23 protein-coding genes are annotated in these 24,527 nt (G+C 57.1%); 11 read left to right on the forward strand and 12 right to left on the reverse strand.

The window, feature by feature from the left end; all coding sequences use genetic code 11:
• Window positions 1–129 precede the first annotated feature (129 nt).
• From C5Y96_RS22340 to C5Y96_RS22360, 5 genes are all read right to left on the reverse strand, one after another.
• Window positions 130–1,317 (reverse strand): FG-GAP repeat domain-containing protein, encoded by a 1,188-nt coding sequence (locus tag C5Y96_RS22340; RefSeq protein WP_105358031.1) that lies wholly within the window; start codon window positions 1,315–1,317, stop codon window positions 130–132.
• A gap of 114 nt (window positions 1,318–1,431) precedes the next feature.
• A complete protein-coding gene (locus C5Y96_RS22345; protein WP_105358033.1) occupies window positions 1,432–1,854 on the reverse strand; it encodes a hypothetical protein in 423 nt (140 codons plus the stop codon).
• Window positions 1,855–1,888: 34 nt separating this feature from the next.
• On the reverse strand, window positions 1,889–2,917 hold the full coding sequence (locus C5Y96_RS22350; RefSeq protein WP_233199052.1) for a M28 family peptidase: 1,029 nt from the start codon (window positions 2,915–2,917) through the stop codon (window positions 1,889–1,891).
• Between the two features lie 34 nt (window positions 2,918–2,951).
• Window positions 2,952–3,995 carry a glycosyltransferase family 9 protein gene (locus tag C5Y96_RS22355; protein ID WP_105358036.1) on the reverse strand — a complete coding sequence of 348 codons (1,044 nt, stop codon included), beginning with the start codon at window positions 3,993–3,995 and terminating at the stop codon, window positions 2,952–2,954.
• Window positions 3,996–4,107: 112 nt separating this feature from the next.
• Window positions 4,108–5,265 carry a PDZ domain-containing protein gene (locus tag C5Y96_RS22360; RefSeq protein ID WP_158261368.1) on the reverse strand — a complete coding sequence of 386 codons (1,158 nt, stop codon included), beginning with the start codon at window positions 5,263–5,265 and terminating at the stop codon, window positions 4,108–4,110.
• 173 nt (window positions 5,266–5,438) lie between these two features.
• Here C5Y96_RS22360 and C5Y96_RS22365 point away from each other — a divergent pair, with 173 nt between their 5' ends.
• Entirely contained in the window at window positions 5,439–6,308 is an 870-nt protein-coding gene (locus C5Y96_RS22365; protein WP_105358042.1) for a class I SAM-dependent methyltransferase, read from the forward strand.
• A 9-nt stretch (window positions 6,309–6,317) separates the two neighbouring features.
• Complete coding sequence (locus C5Y96_RS22370) at window positions 6,318–7,115, forward strand: TrmH family RNA methyltransferase (protein ID WP_105358044.1); 798 nt, start codon at window positions 6,318–6,320, stop codon at window positions 7,113–7,115.
• A gap of 9 nt (window positions 7,116–7,124) precedes the next feature.
• Here C5Y96_RS22370 and folD read toward each other — a convergent pair whose 3' ends face one another.
• The gene (folD, locus tag C5Y96_RS22375) at window positions 7,125–8,003 is read right to left on the reverse strand and encodes a bifunctional methylenetetrahydrofolate dehydrogenase/methenyltetrahydrofolate cyclohydrolase FolD (RefSeq protein ID WP_105358047.1); all 879 of its coding nucleotides are present in this window, start codon (window positions 8,001–8,003) and stop codon (window positions 7,125–7,127) included.
• A 341-nt stretch (window positions 8,004–8,344) separates the two neighbouring features.
• Between folD and C5Y96_RS22380 the strand changes: the two genes are divergently transcribed.
• Window positions 8,345–10,054, forward strand: coding sequence for an NADPH-dependent assimilatory sulfite reductase hemoprotein subunit (locus tag C5Y96_RS22380; protein ID WP_105358049.1), 1,710 nt, complete (start codon window positions 8,345–8,347; stop codon window positions 10,052–10,054).
• 96 nt (window positions 10,055–10,150) lie between these two features.
• Here the strand turns inward: C5Y96_RS22380 and C5Y96_RS22385 are convergent, their stop codons facing one another.
• Both C5Y96_RS22385 and tatC read right to left on the reverse strand, forming a co-directional pair.
• On the reverse strand, window positions 10,151–11,806 hold the full coding sequence (locus C5Y96_RS22385) for a formylmethanofuran dehydrogenase subunit A (RefSeq protein WP_105358052.1): 1,656 nt from the start codon (window positions 11,804–11,806) through the stop codon (window positions 10,151–10,153).
• 95 nt (window positions 11,807–11,901) lie between these two features.
• Window positions 11,902–13,014, reverse strand: a complete 1,113-nt coding sequence (tatC, locus tag C5Y96_RS22390; protein WP_105358054.1) for a twin-arginine translocase subunit TatC — start codon at window positions 13,012–13,014, stop codon at window positions 11,902–11,904.
• 383 nt (window positions 13,015–13,397) lie between these two features.
• Between tatC and C5Y96_RS22395 the strand changes: the two genes are divergently transcribed.
• The 4 genes from C5Y96_RS22395 to C5Y96_RS22410 all read left to right on the forward strand — a co-directional run bounded on the left by C5Y96_RS22395 (window position 13,398) and on the right by C5Y96_RS22410 (window position 16,663).
• Window positions 13,398–14,369 (forward strand): type I phosphomannose isomerase catalytic subunit, encoded by a 972-nt coding sequence (locus C5Y96_RS22395; protein WP_105358056.1) that lies wholly within the window; start codon window positions 13,398–13,400, stop codon window positions 14,367–14,369.
• A 94-nt stretch (window positions 14,370–14,463) separates the two neighbouring features.
• Window positions 14,464–14,724, forward strand: a complete 261-nt coding sequence (locus C5Y96_RS22400) for a hypothetical protein (protein ID WP_105358059.1) — start codon at window positions 14,464–14,466, stop codon at window positions 14,722–14,724.
• 93 nt (window positions 14,725–14,817) lie between these two features.
• On the forward strand, window positions 14,818–15,786 hold the full coding sequence (locus tag C5Y96_RS22405; RefSeq protein WP_199188763.1) for a pseudouridine synthase: 969 nt from the start codon (window positions 14,818–14,820) through the stop codon (window positions 15,784–15,786).
• Window positions 15,787–15,811: 25 nt separating this feature from the next.
• A complete protein-coding gene (locus C5Y96_RS22410) occupies window positions 15,812–16,663 on the forward strand; it encodes a dihydroorotate dehydrogenase electron transfer subunit (protein ID WP_105358061.1) in 852 nt (283 codons plus the stop codon).
• Between the two features lie 200 nt (window positions 16,664–16,863).
• Here the strand turns inward: C5Y96_RS22410 and rpsT are convergent, their stop codons facing one another.
• Together rpsT and C5Y96_RS22420 are read right to left on the reverse strand one after the other, a co-directional pair.
• Window positions 16,864–17,142, reverse strand: coding sequence for a 30S ribosomal protein S20 (rpsT, locus tag C5Y96_RS22415; RefSeq protein WP_105358064.1), 279 nt, complete (start codon window positions 17,140–17,142; stop codon window positions 16,864–16,866).
• A 72-nt stretch (window positions 17,143–17,214) separates the two neighbouring features.
• Window positions 17,215–18,660 carry a tetratricopeptide repeat protein gene (locus C5Y96_RS22420; protein WP_105358067.1) on the reverse strand — a complete coding sequence of 482 codons (1,446 nt, stop codon included), beginning with the start codon at window positions 18,658–18,660 and terminating at the stop codon, window positions 17,215–17,217.
• Window positions 18,661–18,826: 166 nt separating this feature from the next.
• Here C5Y96_RS22420 and cobA point away from each other — a divergent pair, with 166 nt between their 5' ends.
• A complete protein-coding gene (gene cobA / locus C5Y96_RS22425) occupies window positions 18,827–20,371 on the forward strand; it encodes a uroporphyrinogen-III C-methyltransferase (protein WP_105358069.1) in 1,545 nt (514 codons plus the stop codon).
• A 64-nt stretch (window positions 20,372–20,435) separates the two neighbouring features.
• On the opposite strand, the gene C5Y96_RS22430 is transcribed toward cobA, so the two are convergent.
• Window positions 20,436–21,485 carry a prenyltransferase/squalene oxidase repeat-containing protein gene (locus tag C5Y96_RS22430; protein ID WP_105358072.1) on the reverse strand — a complete coding sequence of 350 codons (1,050 nt, stop codon included), beginning with the start codon at window positions 21,483–21,485 and terminating at the stop codon, window positions 20,436–20,438.
• A gap of 161 nt (window positions 21,486–21,646) precedes the next feature.
• Window positions 21,647–21,829 carry a hypothetical protein gene (locus tag C5Y96_RS22435; protein ID WP_105358074.1) on the reverse strand — a complete coding sequence of 61 codons (183 nt, stop codon included), beginning with the start codon at window positions 21,827–21,829 and terminating at the stop codon, window positions 21,647–21,649.
• A gap of 286 nt (window positions 21,830–22,115) precedes the next feature.
• Here C5Y96_RS22435 and C5Y96_RS22440 point away from each other — a divergent pair, with 286 nt between their 5' ends.
• Genes C5Y96_RS22440 through coaD form a run of 3 tightly spaced genes read left to right on the forward strand, consistent with a single transcriptional unit; the run spans window position 22,116 to window position 24,527 of the window.
• Window positions 22,116–23,276, forward strand: coding sequence for an aminotransferase class V-fold PLP-dependent enzyme (locus C5Y96_RS22440; protein ID WP_105358076.1), 1,161 nt, complete (start codon window positions 22,116–22,118; stop codon window positions 23,274–23,276).
• Between the two features lie 50 nt (window positions 23,277–23,326).
• Window positions 23,327–23,986 (forward strand): hypothetical protein, encoded by a 660-nt coding sequence (locus C5Y96_RS22445; protein ID WP_105358079.1) that lies wholly within the window; start codon window positions 23,327–23,329, stop codon window positions 23,984–23,986.
• A gap of 37 nt (window positions 23,987–24,023) precedes the next feature.
• The gene (gene coaD, locus C5Y96_RS22450; RefSeq protein ID WP_105358081.1) at window positions 24,024–24,527 is read left to right on the forward strand and encodes a pantetheine-phosphate adenylyltransferase; all 504 of its coding nucleotides are present in this window, start codon (window positions 24,024–24,026) and stop codon (window positions 24,525–24,527) included.

Here is a 24,527-nt window from a genome sequence, read left to right on the forward strand (position 1 = left end):
GTTGCCGCTGTAGAAGCACGACGTAAAGTCAACCGACCGAATGCGTTACACCCTGTCGACTGACGTGTCAGCAATGAAGCACGCCCCTCTTTGAAGGGGCGGCAAAATGTCGCATGAAAAACGCAGAAGTTACTTAGACAGGAACAGGAAAGTCCCCTTTTTGTTCCCGGCAACAATGTCGACCTTGTCGTCGCGATTGACGTCATCCAGCGTGAGCTGGCGACCGGTACCGCTGTTGTTGTCGACAACCAGTGGCTGGAAGCTGACTTCTCCCTTGTCAGAGCGACTGGTCAGGAAGACGACCGTCACCGCTGGATCCTTCGCACCTGGGTCGTGCCCGTTGTGTGCCCAATAGCACTTGCCGGTGACGATGTCCTTCAAACCGTCCCCGTTCATGTCGGCCATTTCCACCGCATGAAGCTGACTGAAAACAAGCTCACTGGCCGACTTGTCAGGCGTGCCCATGATCTCGTGCTGTGTGAACTGGATCTCGCCGTTTTCCCCCTTGGTCTGTTCGTGCCACACCAGACCATAGCCATGCCCATGCAGGCTGGTCACGACATCGTTATCGCCGTCTCCATCCAGGTCGTACGCATGAATGCCTGCTCCGCCGGGAGCAAATCGATACGCGTGCTTTTTCCAAGGAGTGGTCCCATCCCAGTTCTCTGGGTGTTCCCACCAACCCTCTGGCATCAGGAAGTCTTGCCGACCGTCACCGTTGATGTCCCCCACACCAAGTCCATGCTGGTAGCGGCCCCAACCCTGCTTTTCGGAAATGGGGGTCCATACCCAGCGCTGCGTAGGATCTTTTTGGCTGGGGTTGGCATAGCCCAACTGCCCCTCAAAGTGACATACCAGTTCCGGCTTGCCATCTCCGGTGATATCCAGGAAGGTCGGCGCTTCGTTGTCGACGGCTGGGAACGCGAAGTGCTTCTTCCAAGTTTCACCAGACTGGCTGTTTTCGTACCAATGGGCTGGCGTGCCCGGCAAACCGACAACGAGCACATCGTCGAAGCCATCTCCGTTGAAGTCATCGACAAACGAGAAGAAGTTATCTGAATAGCCCCGATCGTTAGGGAACTCCTTGCCGTCGTAAAACTTGTTCTTGGTTTGGAAATCGGGGCCGGCAAACCAATAGGGGCCACAGACGATATCGGTCGTGCCGTCTTTGTTGAAATCCCCAACGGAAGCACCTTCGGCGAAGTACTCCTCGGTCAGTTGCGTCTTGGCAAAGCTTGGCTGCTTGGCGTCTTCAGCTGCCAGGGAGCCAGCAAACAACAACAGGGCAGGGGAGAGCAGTAACAGGCGAATGAGCATGAGCGGGGAACTCCAGGCAGGGAAAAGAGGTATCGACCTTGTGCCCCTATTGTCCCATCGAAATATTCACGTGTCACGTAAATATTTTCCACAGCCTGTGACCTGTCACAAAGCCTAATCTTCGTGGTGCGTACCGGCCTGGGGCTTTTCCTCGCGCAACCGTCGCACTTCTTCTTCCAGGGCCCGGCGACTGGCGATCCGCTGATCGCGAAGGGCCAGGATGTAGGTCTTGGTCGCAAAGCCATCGAGCCCAGCCAGAACCACAATCCGCAACAGCAGCAGAGAAACGCATGCCCAGTACAGCACGTACAGAATGTTCAGCGGGACAATGTTGCTGAACAAAAAGGCCACGGCGATCAGCACAATCGTATGCGTTACCTTCGTCCGCCGGCGTACTTGCGCGAGCAGAAACTCCCGCTTGCGGTCATCCCAGTCGGTGTGCTTCTCGACCATCTTGACTGTGTGCTGATGCTGCGAGTTCATCATCCAGGCAACGACGATCAGAATGAAAGCGATCAGTGATGTGGCGAAGAGCATGTGCGATAGCCCGCCCGATTCGAGTACGGCGTGTTTATTCCACTTCCTGCAGCCAGGTCAGCACCACTTTTCCTACCTTGGCCAACGATGCGGCCGAGCAGTTCTCAGGCACGTCCTGCTGGGTATGCCAATATTTTGGTCCATAACCCGGGCTTGGGAAGTCGAAATCGATAATATCGATGATCGGAATCCCGCCGATATCGTGCAAGGGGACGTGGTCGTCGTTAATCGTATGTCGTGGCCTGCGAACGAATTCCGGAATATTCAGCCGGTTGGCGACGCGCCAGATATCGAGAACCAACGGCCGGGTATCTTTCCAGGACAGACTGTTGCGTTCCTGGTAAATCTGCAGGTCCTTGTCCCCAATCATGTCGAGCAAGATGCCCCACTTGTACCTAAAATTGATATCGCCGTTGCGGTACCTTTGGGCAAGATAGGTCGAACCGAGAAAGAACGGATCGCGTTCCTTGTCGAAGATGAACTCTTCTGCATCTAGGAACACGAGGTCGATTCCGTACCTGGTATCGACCTGCCCCAGGTGCCTGGCCAACTCCATCAGTGCCGCGGCACCGCTTGCTCCGTCGTTGGCCCCCAGAAACGGGGCCTTGGGGTTGTCCGGGTCTTCGTCGGCATAGGGACGCGTATCGTAGTGGCAACAGAGTAGAATTCGCTCCGTCCGATCAGGATGAAAGCGGCCAAACAGGTTCGTCAGCGTGACCGGCTGGCCCGTTTCCGGATGGCGAACTTCCCAAGATTGCCGTACCACCGTGGCCCCGTGCCGGGTCAGGTGATCTTCGATCATCTGCTGCTGTTTCTGCATCGCTGGGGTTGCGCTGACGCGTGGCCCCAACGCACAGATATCCTTCAGATGCTGGTAGGCCTTTTCCCCATCAAAGGGAAGGTAGCGCGAAAGGTCCTCGGGGCCATTCACGTTGGCAACCGGAGGTGCCGGGTCGCCGCCACCGTTGAGAGCGAGCATCACGACAATCGCGACCACGCCAATCATTCCAGCGACGAGCGTACTCCAAAGCGGGATCCGTTGTTCTTGCGGTTCGGACGGCAAAGTGAGGCTCGGTTGGGGCACAGAATAAGTCCAGTTACGCAGCTTTAGGATGCCGCATATTGAGCAGGATGTCTACCTGGCTCAGGACGTCCACCGTCGGAATTGCCCGCATGGCGTCGTTTCCGGCCCGTCTTCTTTTGCGGCAGGAAAGAGGATCGTACACGTTTTGAATGGTCCGGTGGATGCCGCGACAAGGACTATAGTACTCTGCCTTGGTGACGCCGAACAACGAAATCGTCGGCGTATCGAGGGCCACACCGAAGTGCAGCGGCCCTGTATCACCGCTAATCAGTAGCGAAGCATGCCGGATTGTCTCTTTCATTTCGGCGATAGACATCTTGGGCAGAATCGTGACGCTGTGCGGGGCGATCGAGCGAGCCGTTTCAGCGGCTTCTTCGGCATAGGCGTACTCGGTATCGCTTCCCCACAGCAACAAGCTGGGAATTTCGTACCGCATGAACAGGTCGGCCGCGACCTCGCCAAAACGGGCCGGCACCCAGGTCTTCGAGAACCATCCAGCCCCGACGTTCAGCACCGCGTAACGCCCACTTGCCACCATCGGCACTCGGCCGGCCATTGCCTGGTAGGCGACCGGGTCGTATGGCATTTGGAACTCGAGCCTGGGATTCTCGATTCCCAGCGGCTCGAGCAGTTCGAGATAACGCTCGGCAATGTACTTCGCCGTGGGGGCAATACGCACGCCAGCCAGGTTCGGAGCCACTTCGCGCGATTGTCCGCGTGTGAAGGTGATTTGATGCTTCCGTCCCGAAAGCCAACCGGCGACGGCACTCTTAGTCAGCCCCTGGACGTCGAGCACAATCTCAAACTTGTGCCTGGACAGCGCACGCCGCAGCCGATTAATTTCGACCGGCTTGGTGAGCCACCCTTTTTCCACGGTGAACAGGAAGTTGAGATCGGTACGATCGGCCAGCACCTTCGAGGCCGCTGGCTCAGCAACCCAGCCAATTTGCGCCGACGGGAACGCCTTGCGCAGCGCGCACAGTACCGGCAGCGTAAGGACCGTATCGCCCAGGGCACTAAGGCGGGTGATAAGAATGCGTGGGGCAGGTGATAGCATGGGTTTCGACAACTCCTTTTGTCGCGTGCCAGTTCAGGCGGCACGGATGCGGAGCGTATCGTAGGGGCAACCTACCTGCGAGAGCAATAGAGGTTCCCAAAGGAACACATTGTTAATAAGTTTCTCGCAGTTGCCATTTTCCGAGCGTAATATCCAATTCCTTGGTCTCGGTTCCACGAATCGCGATCATTTTCACCTTGTCGCCAGCCTTCTTGTCTTTCAGTAGCTCGATCAGGTGCATGAATCCTTCGACCTTCGTGCCGTTGACTTCGGTCACCGTATCACCACCACGCAGGCCCGCTTTGTAAGCCCCCGTATCCTGATCGACACTTTGCACGACACAAGGAGCTCGATTGCCGTCCGCCGAGCCGCGCACCCCTAGAAAACCACCGCTACGGAACCTCAGATTCTCGGGCAGTACCCCTAGCAAGGCCGAGCGAATTCGCTCTTGTTCGTCGCCATCTTGATAGACCTCTTTGCCATCGACGACCAATCCGAAAATCTCCACGTGACGCAGCGAAGTCATCTTACCCAGCAACGGTGCAGGGGAGCTCTTCAGATTCAGGTAGTAGAGCCTGAGCCAATCGATCTTATGGAAAATCGGCTCTAGCTCTCGCAGCATCTCGATATCAACCGGCCCATCTTTAATCGTCAGAAAATGCACGCTTGGCATCTTGGCGATCTCGGCAAACCATTCGGCGGTGATCTTGTCGTTCTCGATCTGCACGTCTTCGATGAAGCCTAGGTGCTGCAGGTAATGCAGTTCCTTCACCGACCCGGTGTAGTCGTTGGTGATCCAAATCCCAGGCCCTTCCTCCAAGGTCTGAAAACCCTGAATCGGAGCGTAACTGGTGAACTTCACCCCCAGGCCACTCAGGATGCGAATCGCACGTTCGCGCTGAATTGGCTCGATTCGCTTCAGTACGTCCCCGGCATAGGCACCCACTCGGTCGTTCTCGGTGGCGGCGATCAGGGCTAGTTTCGCGTTGGCTTCGATTTCGGTCTCGATATCATCCCCAATGGCAAAAGCCCGCAGCACGTGGATACAGCGAAATGCTTTTTCCAAGCTGCCAGTACGAACCGCATCGGCCAGAGGACCGATGGCGGCCTGCTGGGCACCAATCAGCTTTTGCGTGGCGTTCTCGCGAAGCAGGAACTTGTCGCTGTCGAGTTGGTCGATCCATGACGTAATTTCGGCCGAGGTCGGAGGCTGCTTGGCCGGGGCTCCCTCTGGGGGCTCAGCCGCACAGGCGATCGGCGCAAGCATCATGCCGCCCCAAATCAGGCAACCTAACAGACTTAGTATTCGACAAAGTGTCACGAGCGGTCTCGGTTCAGGGGACGACGACAGGCGAGTCATGTTCTGCTATTGTGGGAAGATATGACCAATTATTCCAGGGCAAAACCAATTTCCCGCCCCTTGTATCACCTCTACCGATCAACATGACTGCTGCCGAACTGGGCTCTTTTCAATATAGCTTGCTCGACTTTGGCTCTGGTCGAAAGTTAGAACAATTTGGATCGGTCGTTCTTGATCGGTATTCTCCGTCTGCCGAAGGATTTAAGGCCACCAGGCCCGATCTCTGGAACCAGGCCATTGCCAGGTATGTGCGGCGCACCGAAACCCAGGGAGACTGGCTCGATGCCGACCGCTTACCACCAACCTGGGAGGTTGCTGCCGGCCCTCTGAAATTTCGCCTGAAAACCACCAAGTTTGGCCACTTGGGACTCTTCCCCGAACAGTTGGCCAATTGGAAGTGGCTGACCGAAACGTGTCAGGCCAGTTCGCGACCGCTGCGAATCCTCAACCTGTTCGCCTACACGGGAGGGTCTTCGTTGGCATGTGCCCTGGGCGGGGCCGAGGTCACCCATGTCGATGCGGCCGCCAATGTCGTGAAATGGGCCCGGACCAATGCCGAGCTTTCCGACATGGCCGACGCCCCCATTCGCTGGATTGCCGAAGATGCCCCCAAATTCGTTAAACGCGAAATCAAACGAGGCAACACGTACGACGGCGTTATCCTCGACCCGCCCACCTATGGGCACGGATCGAAGGGCGAAGTGTGGCGTATCGGCAAGCACCTTCCCTTATTGATGGGATACCTGAACCAACTATTGGCCGAAAACCCGAAGCTTGTCTTGCTGACGTGCCATTCGCCTGGCTATGAAGACGATGTGCTCAAGCAAATGACGCAAGAGGCGTTTCCCGGCATTACCGCCAAACAAATTGAAGCCGGCCCGTTGACCATTCCCGATCGAAACGGACGCCACCTCCCCAGCGGGTACTACGCGAGTTTCGCCAACGTTCGATAGAATTGCTCTATGGAAATCATCCGTTCGCTTCAAAACGCTCAGATCAAATCGGCAATCAAACTGCGCGATCGCCGTGGGCGTATGCAGCAACAACGAACGGTCATCGATGGCCTCCGTGAAATTCGAAGAGCCCTGCAAGCGGGCTTTCCAATCGAAACGATGTTTGTCTTGCCGGAAGCGATCTCCGGTCCCGAGACGGCCTTCTTCGAAGAGATCCTGGCCGATACCGACGACATCTCGATCCTGCACGTAACCCACGAAGTCATGGAGAAACTGGCTTTCGGCCAACGTGTGGAAGGGGCAGTCGCCGTCGCCAAATTTCCGGAAAAGAAACTTTCGGACATCGTCCTTCCCGAATGCCCGCTGGTGGTCGTCATCGAGCAGGTCGAGAAGCCGGGCAACGTGGGCGCCATTCTGCGAACGATGGACGCCGTGGGAGCCGACCTACTGATTTCAGCGGATGGTCGCACCGATTTGTTCAACCCCAACGCAATTCGCGCAAGCCTGGGGACGATCTTCTCAATGCCGGTCGTCGACGCGACTTCGGAAGAGACGATCGCCTTCTTACAGAACAACCAGTTCCAGATCTACGCAGCTCGCGTCGATGGGTCGGTGCCGTACACGACCGTCGACATGAAGCCGGCCACCGCGTTAGTGCTGGGCAGCGAAGCCCACGGTCTGAGCGACAAGTGGCATCAGGCCGGGATCGTCAACATTCACCTGCCCATGCAGGGTATTGCCGACAGCTTGAACGTTTCGACCACAGCGGCTGTTTTGCTGTACGAATCGCTGCGTCAGCGCCGTTAGCAGGAAACGCTACGCCTGAATCATGGCCGCTTTGAGGGTATTCTCCATCAACATGGTCACCGTCAGTCGCCCCACGCCACCTGGTACTGGCGTCACGGCTCCGGCGACTTCCAGCAGGGCGTCGTAGTCCACGTCGCCGCAGAGACCGTCGTCGGTGCGATTGATCCCGACGTCCACCACCACGGCTCCAGGTTTCACCATGTCGGCCGTGACAAACTTGGCGACACCAATCGCAGCCACCAGAATATCGGCCTGGAGGGTCAGTTCTTTCAGATTTGGCGTGCGGCTATGAGCGACGGTAACGGTCGCATTGGCGTAGTCGGCACCGCAGGTTTCGCTCGTTCGCTGCATGAGCATCAATGCCAACGGCTTGCCCACGATATCGCTGCGGCCAAGAATAACGACATTCTTTCCGGCGGTTGGCAGATTGAAGTGCTTCAGAATCTGGACGACCCCGTGTGGTGTGCACGGCAGGAAGTGAGGGCGTCCTTGAGAGAGCAGACCGACATTGCTGGGATGAAAACAGTCGACATCCTTCTGTGGGTCAATTGCGTCCAACACTTTCGAGGCATCCACGTGCTTCGGAAGAGGTAGCTGAACCAAAATGCCGCTGACCTTGTCGTCTTGGTTAAGCTGCTCGACCAGCGCTAGAAGATCGGCCTGAGAAATGTCATCCGACTTACGAATCAGTTGACTGGTCATTCCGACCTTTTCACAGGCCCGCTCTTTGTTTCGCACATAAACCTGGCTGGCCGGGTCTTCCCCCACCAAAACCGCTGCCAAACAAGGAGTTACGCCTGTTTTTGCCTTGAACTGTTCGACACGCTGGGCGATATCGTCTTGCAGTGCGTTAGAGACCGTTTTTCCATCCAGAATGGTCGCAGTCACAGGGAACCTCGTTCTTGGGATAGCAGGCGCATAGGGGACAACGAGACCCATTTTATAAGCCGACACCCCCGCGCAGACTACCACCTAAGAACGAAACTAACTGCTTCGCCCCCGCCAGCAGGGAAGGAAGCAGCCAGGCACGAAATGTTAACCTAGGCAAGATCGATCGGCTAAATCGCGTCAAATTGACGCATTACGAAGAATTGAAGGAATGTGTATATTAGGCGCGTTGTTCCCTGTACTGGCCGGATTGCCACTATCTGGGGACTTTTAGCGTGCCGAAGAACTGTATTTTCGCAGGCAAACCTCCTGCCACCTACTTACCCACATAACTTTGCTCCATGGCTTCCACTGAAAACAAGCTGAGCCCGGTTGAGGGCATCAAAGACGAAAGCAACTACCTGCGCGGCACTGTCGCTGAGGAATTGTCCGATGGAACGGACCATTTCAGCAAAGAAAGCATCCAGCTGATCAAGCACTTTGGCATGTATCAGCAGGACGATCGCGACGCTCGGGCCTCGAATCGAGCTGCTGGTGGCGGCAAAGACTACATCATGATGGTCCGTACCCGCCTGCCGGCCGGCCTTCTGACCGGTCAGCAGTTGCTGGAAGAACTCGATCTGTGCGACGAAATCGGCAATGGTACGCTCCGCATCACCAGCCGTCAGGCCACCCAGTTCCACGGCATTCAAAAGAGTGACGTTCGCCAGCTGATGCAGCGCATGAAGGGGGTTGGCCTCACGACCCTGGGCGCTTGTGGCGACGTCAACCGCAACGTCATGTGCTGCCCAGCTCCTTTCAAAAACAACGAGCTGCACGACACAATCCAAAAGACATCGTTTGCGATCGCCGACCATTTCGCCCCACGCACGGGTGCCTACCGCGAAATCTTCCTGCAAGATCCGGAAACAGGCGAAAAAACACGCGTCGACGAGAATGGTGACGCCGTTGTCGAACCGATCTACGGCAAGCACTACCTGCCGCGTAAGTTCAAGATGGGCATCTGCCTGCCAGAAGACAACTGCATCGACGTCTACACCCAGGACCTGGGCATGATCGCCGTGCACGAAGGGGGTAAGATCCTCGGTTACAACATCCTGGTTGGTGGCGGCATGGGTCGCACCCCCAGTGCCGATAAGACCTTCCCAGCCTTGGGCATGAAGCTGACCTACGTTTCGCCAGAAGACCTGATCGGTGTTTGCGAAGCGGTCGTCAAGGTTCAACGCGACTTCGGTAACCGCGAAGACCGCAAGGTGGCCCGTCTGAAGTACACCGTCCGCAATATGGGCCTGCCCGAGTTCAAGAAGAAGGTCGAAGAATACTTCGGCCGTGCCCTTCCCGAACCGCACGAAGCGGACGTCACCGACTTCGACGACCACAAAGGTTGGTCGGCTCAAGGGGACGGCAAGTGGTTCTACGGTTTGAACGTCGAGAACGGCCGTATCGCCGACACCGACCAGTGCACGCTGAAGACCGCCATTCGCGAAGTCTGCACGACCCTCAACCCAGGCATTCACTTCACCGGCCACCAGGACATCATCTTCAGCGACATCGCCGAAGAAGATAAGCCGAAGCTGGAAGCGATCCTAAAGAAGCAAAACGTCGAGCTGACCGAAGAAATCAGCAATACGCTGCGTTGGTCGATGGCTTGCGTCGCCTGGCCGACCTGTGGTCTTTCGATCACCGAAAGCGAACGAGCCTTGCCTGGCATGGTCGACGACCTGGAAAAGGAAGTCGCCAAACTTGGTCTGCAGGACGAGAAGTTCACCTTGCGTATGACCGGCTGCCCCAACGGCTGTGCTCGCCCTTACAATAGCGACATCGGCCTGGTTGGACGTGCCAAGGAAAAGTACACGATGTTCCTCGGCGGCCGCCTGCTGGGCAACCGCTTGAGCTACATCTACAAAGACATGGTCCCTGCCGAAGAAGTGGTTCCCGAACTGGTGAAGGTCTTCACCGTGTTTAAACAGCAACGCAGCGAAGGGGAAAGCCTGGGCGACTTCTGCGATCGCTTGGGCCAAGAGAAGTTGCTGGAAGCCACTGGCGGTTAAGCAACGCTTCCTGAAATTAGACCAACACAACGGGCACGCCAAGTCGTGCCCGTTGCTGTTTCTTGTCCCCTCGCCGCCGAGGGGACTGGAAGAAAGCTAAGAGCTTGCCACCGTCTCGACCGCCCCCAAATGTTCTTTCTCGATCGCGAAGTTGCGGAAACGAATCGTGTGGGCGTCGTCAAACCACTTCTGGATTACCGGCAACTGGCCGTCATCCATCCCTGGCGATACAGTAAACAGCTTGCCGAAGACTTCGCCGCCGATCTCACCATCTTCGACAATCACGCGGCCGGCCTGCACCACGTAGCGTGGCCTTTGAAACATCTCGGTGCGGTTGGTGCTGGGCGTGTAGATCGTCACATCGGCGTCGGCACCTTCGCCCAGGTGCCCCTTATGTTTCAAGCCTAGCAGCTTGGCTGGGGCGGCCCGGGTGATGATCGCAATGTCGTTGAGAGAGTACTCGCGATCGAGTTCTGCCAGCGTGGTGCGTTCACCAAGCAGCTTATGCATCTTGCCGATCGCTTCGCGGCGGAACGCCGAATCCATCAGCAGGTGAATGACTTCAGGGTAACGGTACACAGCTCCGCCGTTGGGATGATCACTGCTCATAGCGATTCGCCACGGATCTTCGACCAGCAAGTACCACTCCAGCGCGGCGGCCCACTGCACGGCATGCACCAGGGCTTTCTTCGGCTGGAACTCCATCGGAATCACGCCGCAGCTCGCTTCCAGTTCACTATCGGCCGCGTACCAGCGATTGCCGGTCAGCTTCGACAGGAAGTAACCAAACGGAGCATCGCCAGTGATCCCCAGCGTTTTGCCGGGGTTCACGTGGCCGACGTCGATCGAGATGTTCGGGTTGGCGTTCACGTACTCGGCCAGGCGTGGGGCATCACTGCGGAAGCTGGCCGGGTCGTTCTCGTCGCCGGCATAGCTATGAAATTGCGTGTGGGCGAAGTGACCACGATGCCCGCCCAAGGCCTGCATCGTACGCAGGGTCGTCTCGCTATTGCCTGGCACGCCCAGGTTGTTGCAGTGAATGTGGACCGCATGCGGCAAGTTCAAACGATCGACCGCAGCCGCCAGGTTCCGCACGATCGCGCGAGGCGAAACTCCAAAGCCAGGGACTGGCTCGTCCAGTTGCTGTACGGTCTTGCGACTGACCTGCTTCCAGTTCTCGACGCCGCCAGGGTTCACGACTTTCACGGCGTAACCATGCGTCGAACTGAGTGCCCACGCCAGGTAAGCATCCAGGCAATCGCTTCGTTCTTCGCGAATCCGGTCCATTACGAACTGGTTGTTGCCGAACAGTAGATAGAAACCCTTGTCGAGCAGTGGAGTATCCAGCAGGTCTTCATGGGCATGTCGGGCATGCAAACCGGGAATCGCCGCATCCATGGCCGTCGTGTAGCCAAGCCCGGCAAACATGTAGCCGGTACCGACGCAACTGGGCAGCAGCCCGCCACTGGCACTGCGGCGACCTTCACTGCGAGGGATGCCTTCGTTGCGGCGATACTCTGGCGTCATCTGCCGGCCGATGTTGACCTTCGGCCCGGCGATGTGACAGTGCATGTCGACCCCGCCCGGCATGATGACGTAGCCGCGGCAGTCGATGCGTCGATCGATCGCTGGCTGGTCTTCCGTCGGAGAACGAACAACCTTGCCGTCCTTCAGCCACAACGTACGTACCTCGCCATCGATCCCGTTGGCCGGATCGTGAACGATTCCATTTTCCAGGACGAGGTATCCCAAGATTCAATCCTTCTCAGGTTAGGGCGCAAAAAAGATGGCTATCCGACGAAGACGCCGGTAGCCATCCTACGAATTTCTACAACCGATCGCTACGCCTAGGTGGCAGGGAAGGGCTTACGGATGCCTGGCATCCATTTGCAGAGACCAATTCCCAGGCCATACAGGAAGGTCAGCGGCACGGCCAGCAGCAGCATGCTGATCGGATCGGACGGCGTGAGGATCATCGACAGCACGAAGATCACCATCACGGCGATTCGCCAGTTCTTGGTGTACGCCTCGATGGTGAACAATCCAATCCGGTTCAACAGCAGCATCACCAGCGGCAATTGGAAGCTGATCCCAAAGCCCAGCGGCAACATGATCACGAAGCCAAGCCACTCGTTGATACGTGGTCGAGGATCGATCCCCGTCATCAGGTTGAACTGGAACAGGAAGTCGAGCACTGGGTCGAACGCCATGAAGTAGGCAATCGCCGCACCGCCGAAAAATAGCGAAAGGCTGAACGGCATGAAGATCCACACGTATTTCTTTTCGTGCGGATACAGGCCCGCGGCAACAAACTGCCACAAGTGCCAGAAGATACCAGGGCTGGCGATGATAAAGCCGAACACAATACCGGCCTTCAACCACACCATGAACACTTCTTCCGCACGCAGAGCTTCGGTGGAAGGTTGAATTCGCTGCCAGGTTCGCATGCGAACAGGGGCCTCAGTCGGAAGAACCTTGGCGGCCTGCAACGCTTTCAAAATGTCTTCGTCCGAGTACGAAGCGTCCTGCGGGAGCTCCGAGGTATCGACTTTCTTCTCAGGCTCTTCCGCTGGCTCGGCCGCGGGAGCTTCCTCGGTTAGTGGACGATTCTTCGCCTCGGACAGCCGTGTGATCTCTGCCGGCTCGATCCACATGTCGACGGCAATCCAGTCGTTTTGTTGCAAGTGCTTGGCAACGGCGTCTTGCTGGTCGCCATTCAGCTTGATCCCGAGGTTCTCTTCCAACTGCGAGATCGATTTTTTCTGGTAATAGCGGACCAGGGCGCTTTGAATTGGCCGTTCGAGGAACTTGACGACGTCGCTGCCGAAGTAGAGACCAATCGCGACACCGACGGCCAGCCAGATCACTGCGCGGAACAAACACGTACGCAGTTCCTCCAGGTGATCGCCGAAGGACATCGAACTGCCTTCGAAGAAGTCGTCGTTGATCTTGCTGTTCATTCCTAGAACCTCAGTGCAGGAAACGCATCGTTTGCGGATTGGCTGGGTGACAGAAAGTCGCAGTAAGCTTGTGCCTGAGCGGATCTGGGTGACCGACGGCTGGCCTGAACTCAGGCTACCGCTTCACGCCTATCGAAGCGATCAGGTTGTCTTACCATGTCGGTGGATCCTGCCCGGCACCCCGAAAGAGCACTTCGCGCGACAGCAATGGGGCTGAGAAATGAGCCGGTCCTGCCACCTGACATAGTTTTATCCTATCAACGACTCGGTTTCGTTACAATATGCGGCAGCGACTCTTGTCCCCTCTCCCCGCAGGGGCGAGGGGACAAGAGTCGCGTGCATAATCGACATGACCGCTAGACTCGCAACCCAGGGGCTGCAACGTGCCGCTAAACTATCCACTGATCTTCAAGCCGACGTTTCGAGACTACATTTGGGGTGGCCGCCGGCTGGGGACCGTGCTCAATAAGCCGATTCCTGAAGAGGGGATCTTCGCCGAGAGCTGGGAAGTGGTCGATCACGGCGACGACCAGAGCGTCGTAGCCAACGGCCCTGAAGCGGGGAAAACGCTGGGCGAGTTGGTCCAGCAGTTTCCTAAAGATCTCTTCGGCGTGAAGACCCCCACCAAAACGTTTCCGCTGCTGTTCAAGTTTCTCGACGCCAATCGCGATCTCTCGATCCAGGTTCACCCAGACGACGCCCAGGGAGCCACCCTCGATCCGCCTGACCTGGGCAAGACCGAGGCCTGGTACATCCTCGACGCCGAGCCAGGTGCCAAGGTCTATGTCGGCCTGAAAGCTGGCGTTACCCGTGCAGACCTGGCCAAAGCGGTCGAAGCGGATACCGTGATCGACGCAATGCACGTCCTCGAGCCCCAGGCCGGCGACTGCTTGTTCATCCCAGCCACCACCGCGCACGCGCTGGGCAAGGGGCTGCTGGTAGCCGAGATCCAACAGGCCAGCAACACCACATTTCGCTTGTACGATTGGGGACGCGTCGGGGCCGATGGCAAACCGCGCACGCTGCATATCGAGCAATCGCTCGAAACGATCGACTACGAAAAAGGCCCTGTCCAGCCGCAGAAGCCGCAGGCAACATCCGATCCGGACATCGAACGACTCGTCACGTGCGACAAGTTCGTTCTCGATCGCTGGGAGTTCCACGACCGCAAGTCGATCGGCGACGACAAGCGATTCCACATCGTGGCCGTGCTGGAAGGGAAAGTCCGCTCCACGCACGCCCAACTCGATCAGGCCCTGGGCAAAGGAGCGACCTTCCTCATTCCAGCCGCCTGTGGACCGCTACCACTCAAAGCGGTAGAGCCCACGGTCCTGCTGGATATGTACCTGCCGTGACAGCACTGGCGCTGCGGTTCTCCATTGCGGCAATCTGGGGAAATCGGTATCGTTCGCGGAAATGAACTCGGGTTCCCTCGGAGAATCTCCCCCCATGTTGACTCGCCTCGCACTGATCGGCCTGTTTTTGCTGACAACGGCCGGCTGCGCTAATTTGGCGAGACCAAACTGGTTCAACCCAGGCACCGTTCAGCAGCAGAGGGTCAGGGCCCTGTATAGCGATCCTTACCCCGATACCGACGCCGGACCTGAAATGCTGGGCGTGCGACCGCGCGAATTCAGCTCGTCGCTGCCCGAGGCGGTCAAAAACCAGCCGTACAGCTATCTCGATCAGTACGGAAACCCCGCGTTTTAGCCAGTTTACACGCGCGACCCATGGGCTAAGCAGGACTCCAGGCGTATCATAGAGCCATTCGCCGTCGTCCTTTAATTGCAGTCTGCTGGCCCCATGCCTGGTTCATCGTCATCGCTGATTCGTCTCCATAAACTCCTCGCTGAAGCCGGGATCGGTTCGCGCCGCAAGTGCGAAGAAATCATCCAGGAAGGACGCGTCGAAGTCGACGGAGAATTCGTCACCGAACTGGGCACCTCGGTCGATCCTGCCAAGCAGGAAATCATGGTCGACGGCCAGCGAATTCGTGCTCGCCGCAAGCAATATTTCATCCTGAACAAACCGGTCGGCGTGGTCAGCACCAACTTCGACCAGGCAGGGCGTACCCGTGTGATCGACCTCGTCCCGCAGGACGAGCGGCTGTTCACCATCGGACGTCTCGACCGCCAGAGCGAAGGGCTGATCATCATCACCAACGATGGTGAACTGGCCAATCAGCTGGCTCACCCACGCTATGGCGTTCCCAAGACCTACCACGTGGAAGTCGCCGGCTCGGTCTCGGTCGAAGAGATCAAGATGATCCAAAGCGGCGTCTACATCGCCGAGGGCTTCGTCAAAGCGGAAAGCTGCCGCCTGAAACAAAAACGGGGCAAAAGCTCGATCCTCGAGATCGTCCTCCGCGAGGGAAAAAACCGCGAAATTCGCCGTCTGCTCGCGAAAGTAGGGCACAAGGTGCTGCGTCTGAAGCGAATCTCGATCGGCCCTCTCAAGCTGGGGGAAGTCCCCGCCGGCTCGTTCCGCGAACTGAAGCCCTCGGAAGTCAAAGCCTTGCGAGACGCTTCCGCCGCAGGTGCCGCCAAGGGGACTCCTAAGCGCAAGCCTGCCGGCCGACGTACCACCGGTACCAGCCCCGCCAGCCGTCCCGGCAAGACCGCCGTCAAAAAGGGAACGACGTTTCGCGGCGGCAAGAAGAAGACCAAAAAGAACTCCAAGCAGTCGCCTGCTGCCAGCGAATCGCGTCGTGGCCAAGGGCGAGCCGTGAAGCAGAAGCAGGCTTCCAAGAAGAAGCAGATGCGCCGCAAATAGAGCCCGATCAAGGATTGCCAGGCCCATGTCCCAGTTTCAATTTCAGGCGACTTCGATCGTCGAAAACGTCCCCCTCTCGGCCCGCATCTATCGCGTTCGCTTCGAGGCCCCCGAGATCGCCGCCAAGATTCGGCCAGGGCAGTTCGTCATGGTCCGCATTGCCAACTGCTTCGATCCACTGCTGGGACGTGCCTTCGCCCTGTACGACGTCATCGCCGGTGAAGATGGCCAGCCCAAGTACGTCGACGTCGTTTACCAGGTCCACGGCAAGCTCACCACGCGGCTCAAACAGCTCGAACAGGGGCAGAAGCTGGAAGTCTGGGGCCCGCTGGGCAACGGCTTCACAATCCCCGAGACCGACCACCTGATTCTAGTGGCCGGCGGCATCGGCCAGACACCGTTCCTGGCAGTCGCCAAGCAGGTTCTCGGCCAGCAGTCTTACGGTACCGAGCAATTCACCACCAGCAAACCTAAAAAGGTCACGCTGTGCTACGGGGCCCGCTCGTTCGCGGATTTCGCCGGGCTTGATGATTTCAAGGCGACCGGCATGGATGTGAAGATCTGCACCGACGACGGCAGTGCAGGGCACCACGGCCTGGTGACCGACCTACTGCAGCAAGCCATCGCCGAAGACCTTGGCCTCGCCCAGGTGCTGTGCTGTGGCCCTGAGAAGATGATGGAAGCGGTCAGCGAGCTTACCACCGAGCAAAAGGTACCGTGCCAGGTTTCGTTGGAAACACCAATGGCATGCGGTATCGGCATCTGCTTCACCTGCGTGGCCCCAGTTCGCCAGGAAGACGGCAGCTGGGACTACAAACGAACGTGCGTCGAAGGACCAATCTTCAACGCATGCGAAATCGCCTGGGAGCATGCCTGACGCTTCAGGCGGCCGCAAAAAAATAAGAGCGTTCCTCCTTAGCTTGTGCCGCAGGCACGCGCGACCCATGTTCCCGGCTCGAACAAAGATGGGTGCGAAATAGCTAGAGAACGCTCTGGCAGTATCTGCATATTGGTTTCGCCGACCCAGAGTCGATTCCCTGGGTCAGCCGAAACTCAGATATCAGCACCAACAGGCTACTAGGCAGCAGCCTTGTCCTTGGCGGACTTGATGTGATGATTCAGGCGCGACTTCAGACGCGAGGTGGTCTTTTGGTGCAGAACATTCTTGGCACCAGCCTTGTCCAGCTTCTTGACCGTTACGCGGAACAGTTCGTCTGCCTTTTCGAATTCCTTGGCCGCAACAGCTTCCCGAACCTTACGGATCGAGGAACGAATCGCGGACTTAATCGCGCGATTGTGGTTACGGCGGATAACATTCTGGCGAAGACGTTTTTTGGCGCTCTTGGTATTAGGCATGATTGAACCGGGTAATCGGAAACGAACAGTCCTTTGTCAGACTCTTAATAGAAGCTAATCATCATGCCGGATTTACTTGAGTTTGTCTAGCCGTCGCTTCACATCTTTGTAGGCTGGATCCAATTTCTCGAGCCTTTTCAGATACGTGGTGGCCGAAGTCCACTCTTTAAGCCCCTGGGCGAGCACGCCGGCTCGGTACAAAAGGAGCTTCAATCGCTCGGAACTTAAGCTGTCAGAATAGTTTAGGGCTTCTTCGTAGGTCTCCATGGCCGTCACAAACTTCTTCCGGGCCTGCAGACACTCTCCCTTGCCCAGGTAGCAAATTGCTAAAAGTTTTTCATCCGCCAGCGAGATTTCGTCGAACAGCTGCTCGGCCTGTTCGTAATTTCCCATTCGTTTGAGCCGCAAGCCGAGCTCGTATTTGATCATTAAATCGTCCGGATGACGCTCGTTTCGCTTGGCATAGATCTCCAGTTCCAGGCGGTGGAGGTCGTTTTTGGCCGTTTCAACCAGTTCCAGAAGTTGGGGACTCGACTGGGCCGAGGCCTGGTTTTCGGCCATCTTGTACCGATGCCGAGCCTTGTTGATCAGCAGGTCTTCCCGCTTTTCGGTTAGCTCGAGCGAATCGCCAAAATGAGCCTGGGCCTCTTTCCAAACCGCCTCGGCCTCGAAGTACTTTTCTTCGGTGACCCACAAATCGATCAACTTCAGATAGTTTTCCAGTTGATCGGGGTCGGCTTCGATCTTGGCTTTCAGCTTCTGCTTCTCATTCAGTTCGATCTTCGTGGCCGGTCGTTCCTGCACTTCCGACTTACGGTCCCCTTCTTCGTGGGCGGCTTGTCGGCGGCGAACTTTGGCGGCATCGGCCGGATCAATTCGGTTGGTAACCGTCGCCAGACCTTTGGCTCGACGTTCGCGGTCGATAGTCAGCTGCGAAATCATCTGATTCGCTTCTTTTTCGCCGCGGTTCTTTTCTTCAATGAAATGCCACAAGGAGATGGCCTGGTCGAACTGGCCAACCCGTCCCAAATAGCGGGCACAGTGCCGCATTACCTCGATATCACCGGGCGAGCCGTCCATGGCGTTCTTCATGTAACGCAGGCCCACCTCGTTGTAGCGCATCGCCTCGCACGCATCGACCATGCCCCGCAGCGTGATGCTGTCGTAGGGATTGCTCTTAAGCAGGTCGATCCCTTCCTTGATGACGTCTTGCCACTTTTTGGCCGCCAACGCCTTTTTCAGGCCCCCTTTGCCGCCGAAACCGGAAAAGAGCGAGCCTTTCTTCTTCCCTTTGAACTTCAGATCGAGGTTTTCGAGCATCTTCTCGACGTAGACCAAGTTCGCCGGGTCTCTCTTGCAGCAATCCCCCAACAGACTATGCGCATAGTCATAGTCGTACTTCGGTTTGCTCATCATTTGCGTAGCGTGATCAAACAACTGTTGCAGCTGTTTACGCAGCGCAGGCGAGACCTCGTAGTCGGCATCTTCCGAAACTGAGAAACTTCCACCGTCAGACATAAGCAGGCCAAATCAATCGGATACGCATGAGGAATTTTGAATGCTTGCCAAGCACGATAATCCGTTACTCCTATTGTATCAACCGCTTCCGTCAGAGGGTGGATTCGTTTTAAATTCAAGGAAGCGTAACATTTCATGCCTGAAACCTCTCTTTTGAGGGACCGCTGTGACACCCACCGATCAACAATCCGCCGCCACAGAACCTGGAACCGTCTATCTCGTAGGTAGCGGCCCCGGTGACGCGGGTTTGATCACCCAGCGGGGTATCCGCTGCCTGCAGCAAGCCGACGTCGTTTTGTACGACTACCTCTCGAATCCGGAACTGCTAGAGTACGCGATTAGCGCCCAAGAGATGCACTGCCTGGGGAGCCACGCCCAGCGAAAGCTGTGGTCGCAAGATCGCATTAACGAAGAAATGGTCTCGCTGGCCAAGCAAGGAAAAACGGTCGTCCGCCTGAAAAGTGGCGATCCGACCGTCTTTGCCAGGGCTACCGAAGAAATCGAAGCCCTGCGCGCCGCGGATATCCCATTCCAGATTGTCCCCGGTATCACCACCGCATTGGCGGCCAGCGCCTATGCCGGCATCCCACTGACCCACTCCGACCATGCCTCGGCGGTCGCGTTTGTCACCGGGCACGAGAAGCCTGACAAGGAAGACTCCTCGATCGACTACGCTGGCCTGGCTAATTTCCCTGGCACACTGGTCTTCTACATGGGAGTCACCACGGCCCCGCAGTGGTCGGCCCAGTTGATTGCCCATGGCAAATCGCCGGATACGCCGTGCGCGATCATCCGTCGCTGCAGCTGGCCTGACCAGGAAACGTTTCGCTGCACGCTCGGCGAGATCCCCAGCCTATTGCACTCTGGCTCCAAGATTCGCCCCCCGGTGATTACCGTGGTGGGGCAAGTCGCCCAAGATCAAAGCATTCCCAACTGGTTCGAGCAGCGGCCTCTGTTCGGGCAATCGTTCCTGATCACGCGTCCAGAACATCAAGCCGCCGAGCTGCGTTATCCGCTGGCCGAACTGGGGGCGGAGGTCTTCGTGCAGCCGGCGATCGATATCAACTTTGCCAACGATCAAGGTCCCTTGAACGAAGCCATCGCCAAGTTGAAGTCGTTCGATTGGATTGCGTTTTCCAGCCGCAACGGCGTTACGTTCTTCATGGAACGCCTGCGGGCCCTGGGCTACGACTTCCGGATGCTGGGGCACTTGAAAATCGGAGCGATCGGCCCCGGCACTGCTGAGCAGCTGCTCGCCTACGGTTTCAAGGCCGACATCATTCCTGCTGAGTACCGGGCCGAATCGCTGGTCGAAGCGATGGCCGATCAGGTTGTCGGCAAGCGCGTGCTGTTGCCGCGGGCGTCACGCGGACGCGATGTGCTGCCGGTGGGACTCGCCCAGGCAGGTGCCAACGTGACAGAAGTGATCGCGTACGAAAGCACCGACGTGGCCGAGGTCTCACCAGAAGTAAAAAGGCAACTCGAGACCAGCGGGTTCGACTGGGTGATCCTCACCAGCAGCGCTATTACCAGGGCCACCGCGCGATTGGTCCCCGAAGCGATGGCCAGCAGCAATATCGTCACCATCAGCCCGATCACATCCGATACCGTCCGCGAGCTTGGCTACGAAGTAACCGTCGAAGCGAAGACGTACACCATGGACGGCATCATCGAAGCAATCCTGGCGTACGAAGACGAGAACTCGGTGTAAACTTGCTCGCCTCCTCTCCACCGTCTGCGGGGGAGAGGAGGCGAGAGAAACGCTCTCGTTGCTACTACCGCTGATAGATCGGCAGATAGCCCATGTCTAGCTGCATCATGATCAGGTTGCAGGCCGTGACGTAGATGGGACCGATGCTCGTTTCGTCCCAGTAACCTTCGCCGTTCTGCTCGCCGGTGATGCGGTCGTACAGGCGATTGCGGAACGCTTCCCAGAAGGTCTTGTCGTCAGTCCCTTCGCGATACACGACCTGCGAGTAATACAGGTACGAGTAGTGCCAGTGGCTGAAGCTTTGGGCCTGGGTTTGGATCTGGTAAAGGTTCTTCTTGCAGTAGTCGAGCATCTTCTGCACGACGTCTGACTTCGTTTCGCCCGCGTTTTGCAGGCAGCAGATCGAAGCTGCCGTAATCGCTGGGCGAGATGTCCCACGGTTCTTCGAGCTATACGAAATGCCCCCGTCCGGGTTCTGGCAGTCGTAGATGTACTTCTTGGCGTTCTCGATCACTTCGGTGGGAACGGGGATGCCGGCGTTTCGGCAGCCGCGTAGACCTTGCACCTGGGTGATGGTAGTCGAACCTTCGTCGAAGTCGTTACCATCCTTCGCGCTAACGTAGCCCCAACCGCCCGACTTGGTTTGAGCGAAGACACTGAACTTCACGGCATTGGCCAGGATCTTGATCAGTTCTTCACGACGCAGCGAGTCTTCTTCTTCTCCCAGCACCTGCGAAAGGAAGAGCATCGAGAACCCATGACCGTACGTGTAGCGGTTGTCGGTCAGCGGATCGCCGATCAAACCGTTAGGGCGAGCCTTCGAGACGAGAAACTCCACCGCGCGGCGGAGGTTCTCAGAGTACGGACCCTGCATGGTGGTCGAGCCCGAGGCACACAAAGCCGTGCCAGCCAACGCAGTCATGGCCGTGGGATAGTTGGCGGCGGTCCAGTGGCCCAGGCGTGATTGGGTACGCTGAACCCAGCCCAGGCCTTTCTCGACGCACGCTTCCCAGGTACGTCGCTGTGAATCGGACGGAGGAGCAGCCCATAGAGGTGGAGCAGCAGCCGCTGCGGATATTCCTCCCAGCATTCCCAACATTCGTCGGCGATTCATGTTTAGCACTCGCTATCTCCCTTGATTTGCTTTGGCTTTGCTCTATTTTTCCAGCCAAAGCGAACCACGTAAAGCAAACTTTCTCGTTACCAGTGGGAGAGACGCGGAAAGACGCACGAAAAATCGGACGAATTCCCACACAATGGGGCAGATGCGCCGAATTATTTCTGTTCGGCGAAGGTGGTATACGACAGAAACCCGAGGATCGCAGCACAGATCACAAACGCAATATCCATCGTCATGCTAACGCCGCCAAAGGGGACGCCTGCCAACAGGTCGAGCGCGAATACCAGAATCAGGAGAACGGAGACACCCATTCCCACAATCGTCAGCGCTTTCGGCATTGGCAACTCCTGGAGACAGTCAGCGATAAGCTACGTAGTGAAAAGACAAATTTTGACCAATTTATCTAGTCCATCCAGTATACCTCAAGCTTAGGCAATGTCACCTAGAGTGCACAATCTGCCAGATCAAGGGTCACGCGACAGGCGTTATCCGACGCAGTGATGGTGTGGGATGAATGGAAAAGTCTTAAAATTGGCTGGAAACCGGCCCAGTGAAAAACGTCCTAATTTACGACGTAACTATATTTCCAACAAGTCTTTCAGTCGATCTTAAAAGAACCTTTTCATGACGTTTTCTGATGATTCTCGCTGGCAGTCCTTCCGCCAGGCGATGCCAGTGACCCAGAAATGGGCCTATTTCGACCACGCCGCTGTCGCTCCATTGCCGCAAACAACGGCCCAGGCAATCAAAAATTGGTGCGATCAGGCCGCCCAAGAGGGGGATGTAGTCTGGCTCGACTGGGAACGAGCGATCGAGAACACCCGCCAGTCGGCCGCCAAACTTATTGGTGCCCAAAACGAAGAGATTGCCCTGGTCAGCAACACGACACACGGCATTAACCTCGTTGCCGAAGGGCTCGCCTGGAAGCCAGGGGACAATTTGGTGGTGCTCGGGAACGAGTTCCCCTCGAATCTCTATCCATGGCTGCATCAACAATCCAAGGGGGTCGAAGTCCGCGTCATTCCGGTCGACGGCGTCCAGCCTGATCTGAACCGAATTGCCGAGGCCTGCGACGAGCGTACCCGTCTCTTGTCGATCAGCTGGGTCAGCTACAAGACCGGCTGGCGGATCAATCCGAAACAAGTCGCCCAGATCGCGCACGACGCCGGGGCGTTGTTCTTCCTCGATGCCATCCAGGGGATGGGTGTCTTTCCGCTGGATGTTCGCGACGCCGACATCGACTTCCTCTCGGCCGATGGCCACAAATGGATGCTCGGCCCAGAGGGGGCAGGGGTGTTCTACGTGAAGCGGGAACTGCTCAGCGAACTGCATCCCATCGGCATCGGCTGGAACAGCGTCGCCGGGCGAAAGAACTTCGACAAGATCGACCTCACGTTCCGCGATAGCGCGGCCCGCTATGAAGGAGGTTCGCAGAACATGCCTGGCTTGATCGGCCTGGGAGCCAGCTTGGATCTGCTGCTCGAGTATGGTGCCGGTCCCAAAGCTTCAGCGATTGGCGAGCGCGTGCTGGAAGTCACCGATTACGCTTGCCAACAACTCGAAAGCGTTGGCGCTAAGATCCTGCCCAGTCGTCTCGGGGACGAACGTTCAGGCATCGTCTCGTTCCAAGTCCCAGGCAAGTCTCCCCAAGACCTTCGCGCGGCAGGTCAGAAAATGGGGGTAAACTTTAGCGTTCGCGGCGACTTTGCTCGCATCAGCCCGCACGCTTACAACAATCAGGCCGATATCCAGCGATTGCTAGAAACCCTAGCCGCCGTGGATTAAGCTTTCAACTGACAAACGCCTGCATTGCCTTACCCTACATGGAAAAGCGGATGGTTGACTTCACCGATCGAGAGGAAGTACTGGCCGAAGTGCTTCCCAGCGAGCCAGCCCGGCCGAAGAAGATCACGATTATCGTCGTGATCGCCATCATTCTGGCTCTGTTGTATTTGTTGGGATTCCTCAGTGCGGTTCCCATGCTCATTATGCATGTGGTTTCGCCAGGTGGATTCAATTTCACGCCCCCTTCGGACGATCCTCAGTTTAAGATGCAAGCCGAAATGCAGGCGGAAATGCAAGCCAAGATGGCCGAGGTAACACAAACCTATTTCATTCCGCTTATTATCTTGGCGTTTGCGTCACTAGCCGTCGGTGTTTTGCTGCTGTACGGCAGCATCCAATGTCTGCGACGGCGAGAGGTGTCCGACTATCGCCTCCTCAACAACACGTTCATCTTTGCGATGGTACTGATTGTTGGGAACACCATTACGACCGTGCTCATGCAGATAGCCAATTGGAACATCATGGAAAGTACGCTCGTCATGCCAGAGACACCCAACCCGCAGGCAGCCGAGATGGTCAAGACCTTCATGATGATCTTCATGGCCATCGGTGTTGGCTTGGGAGTCGCTTTTCAAGTCGCTCAGTTTGTTTATTTCGCCATCGCACGCTGGGTCTTCAGCAACTACATCACGACGTTCGATAAGTCGTAGCCCCAACCCCTTGATAGAAAACACCTGGACTGAATCGATGACCGCTGGCAACCGCATCGCCGTTTACGTTGGATCGTTCGACCCCATCACCCTGGGGCACCTCAACCTGATCGAGCGCAGCAGCCAACTCGTCGATCGCTTGATCGTGGGTATTGGCATCAATGCCGATAAGAAAGGCCTTTTCAGCCCCGACGAACGCGTCGACCTGGTTCAGCGTGTGACGGCCGAAATGCCCAACGTCGAAGCTCGCACGTTCGACGGCCTGGCGGTCGAGTTCGTTCGCAGTGTGGGCGCGCGGGTGATGATTCGCGGTATTCGCCCTCTGACTGATATCGCCGGTGAATTCACAATGATGATGGCCAACCGCAAGCTCGATAGCGAGATCGAAACGATCTTCCTCATGGCCGATGAAGAATACGGCCACGTTTCCAGCTCGCTGCTCAAGCAGATCACCCCGCTGGCCAACGACGAACAGTTGGAAAAGTTCGTCCCCAGTTCGATCATCCCCGATCTACGGGCCAAGCTGACGAAAAAAGACTAG

Origin of the sequence: Blastopirellula marina, from assembly GCF_002967715.1 — a bacterium.
GTDB classification, from domain to species: domain Bacteria; phylum Planctomycetota; class Planctomycetia; order Pirellulales; family Pirellulaceae; genus Bremerella; species Bremerella marina_B.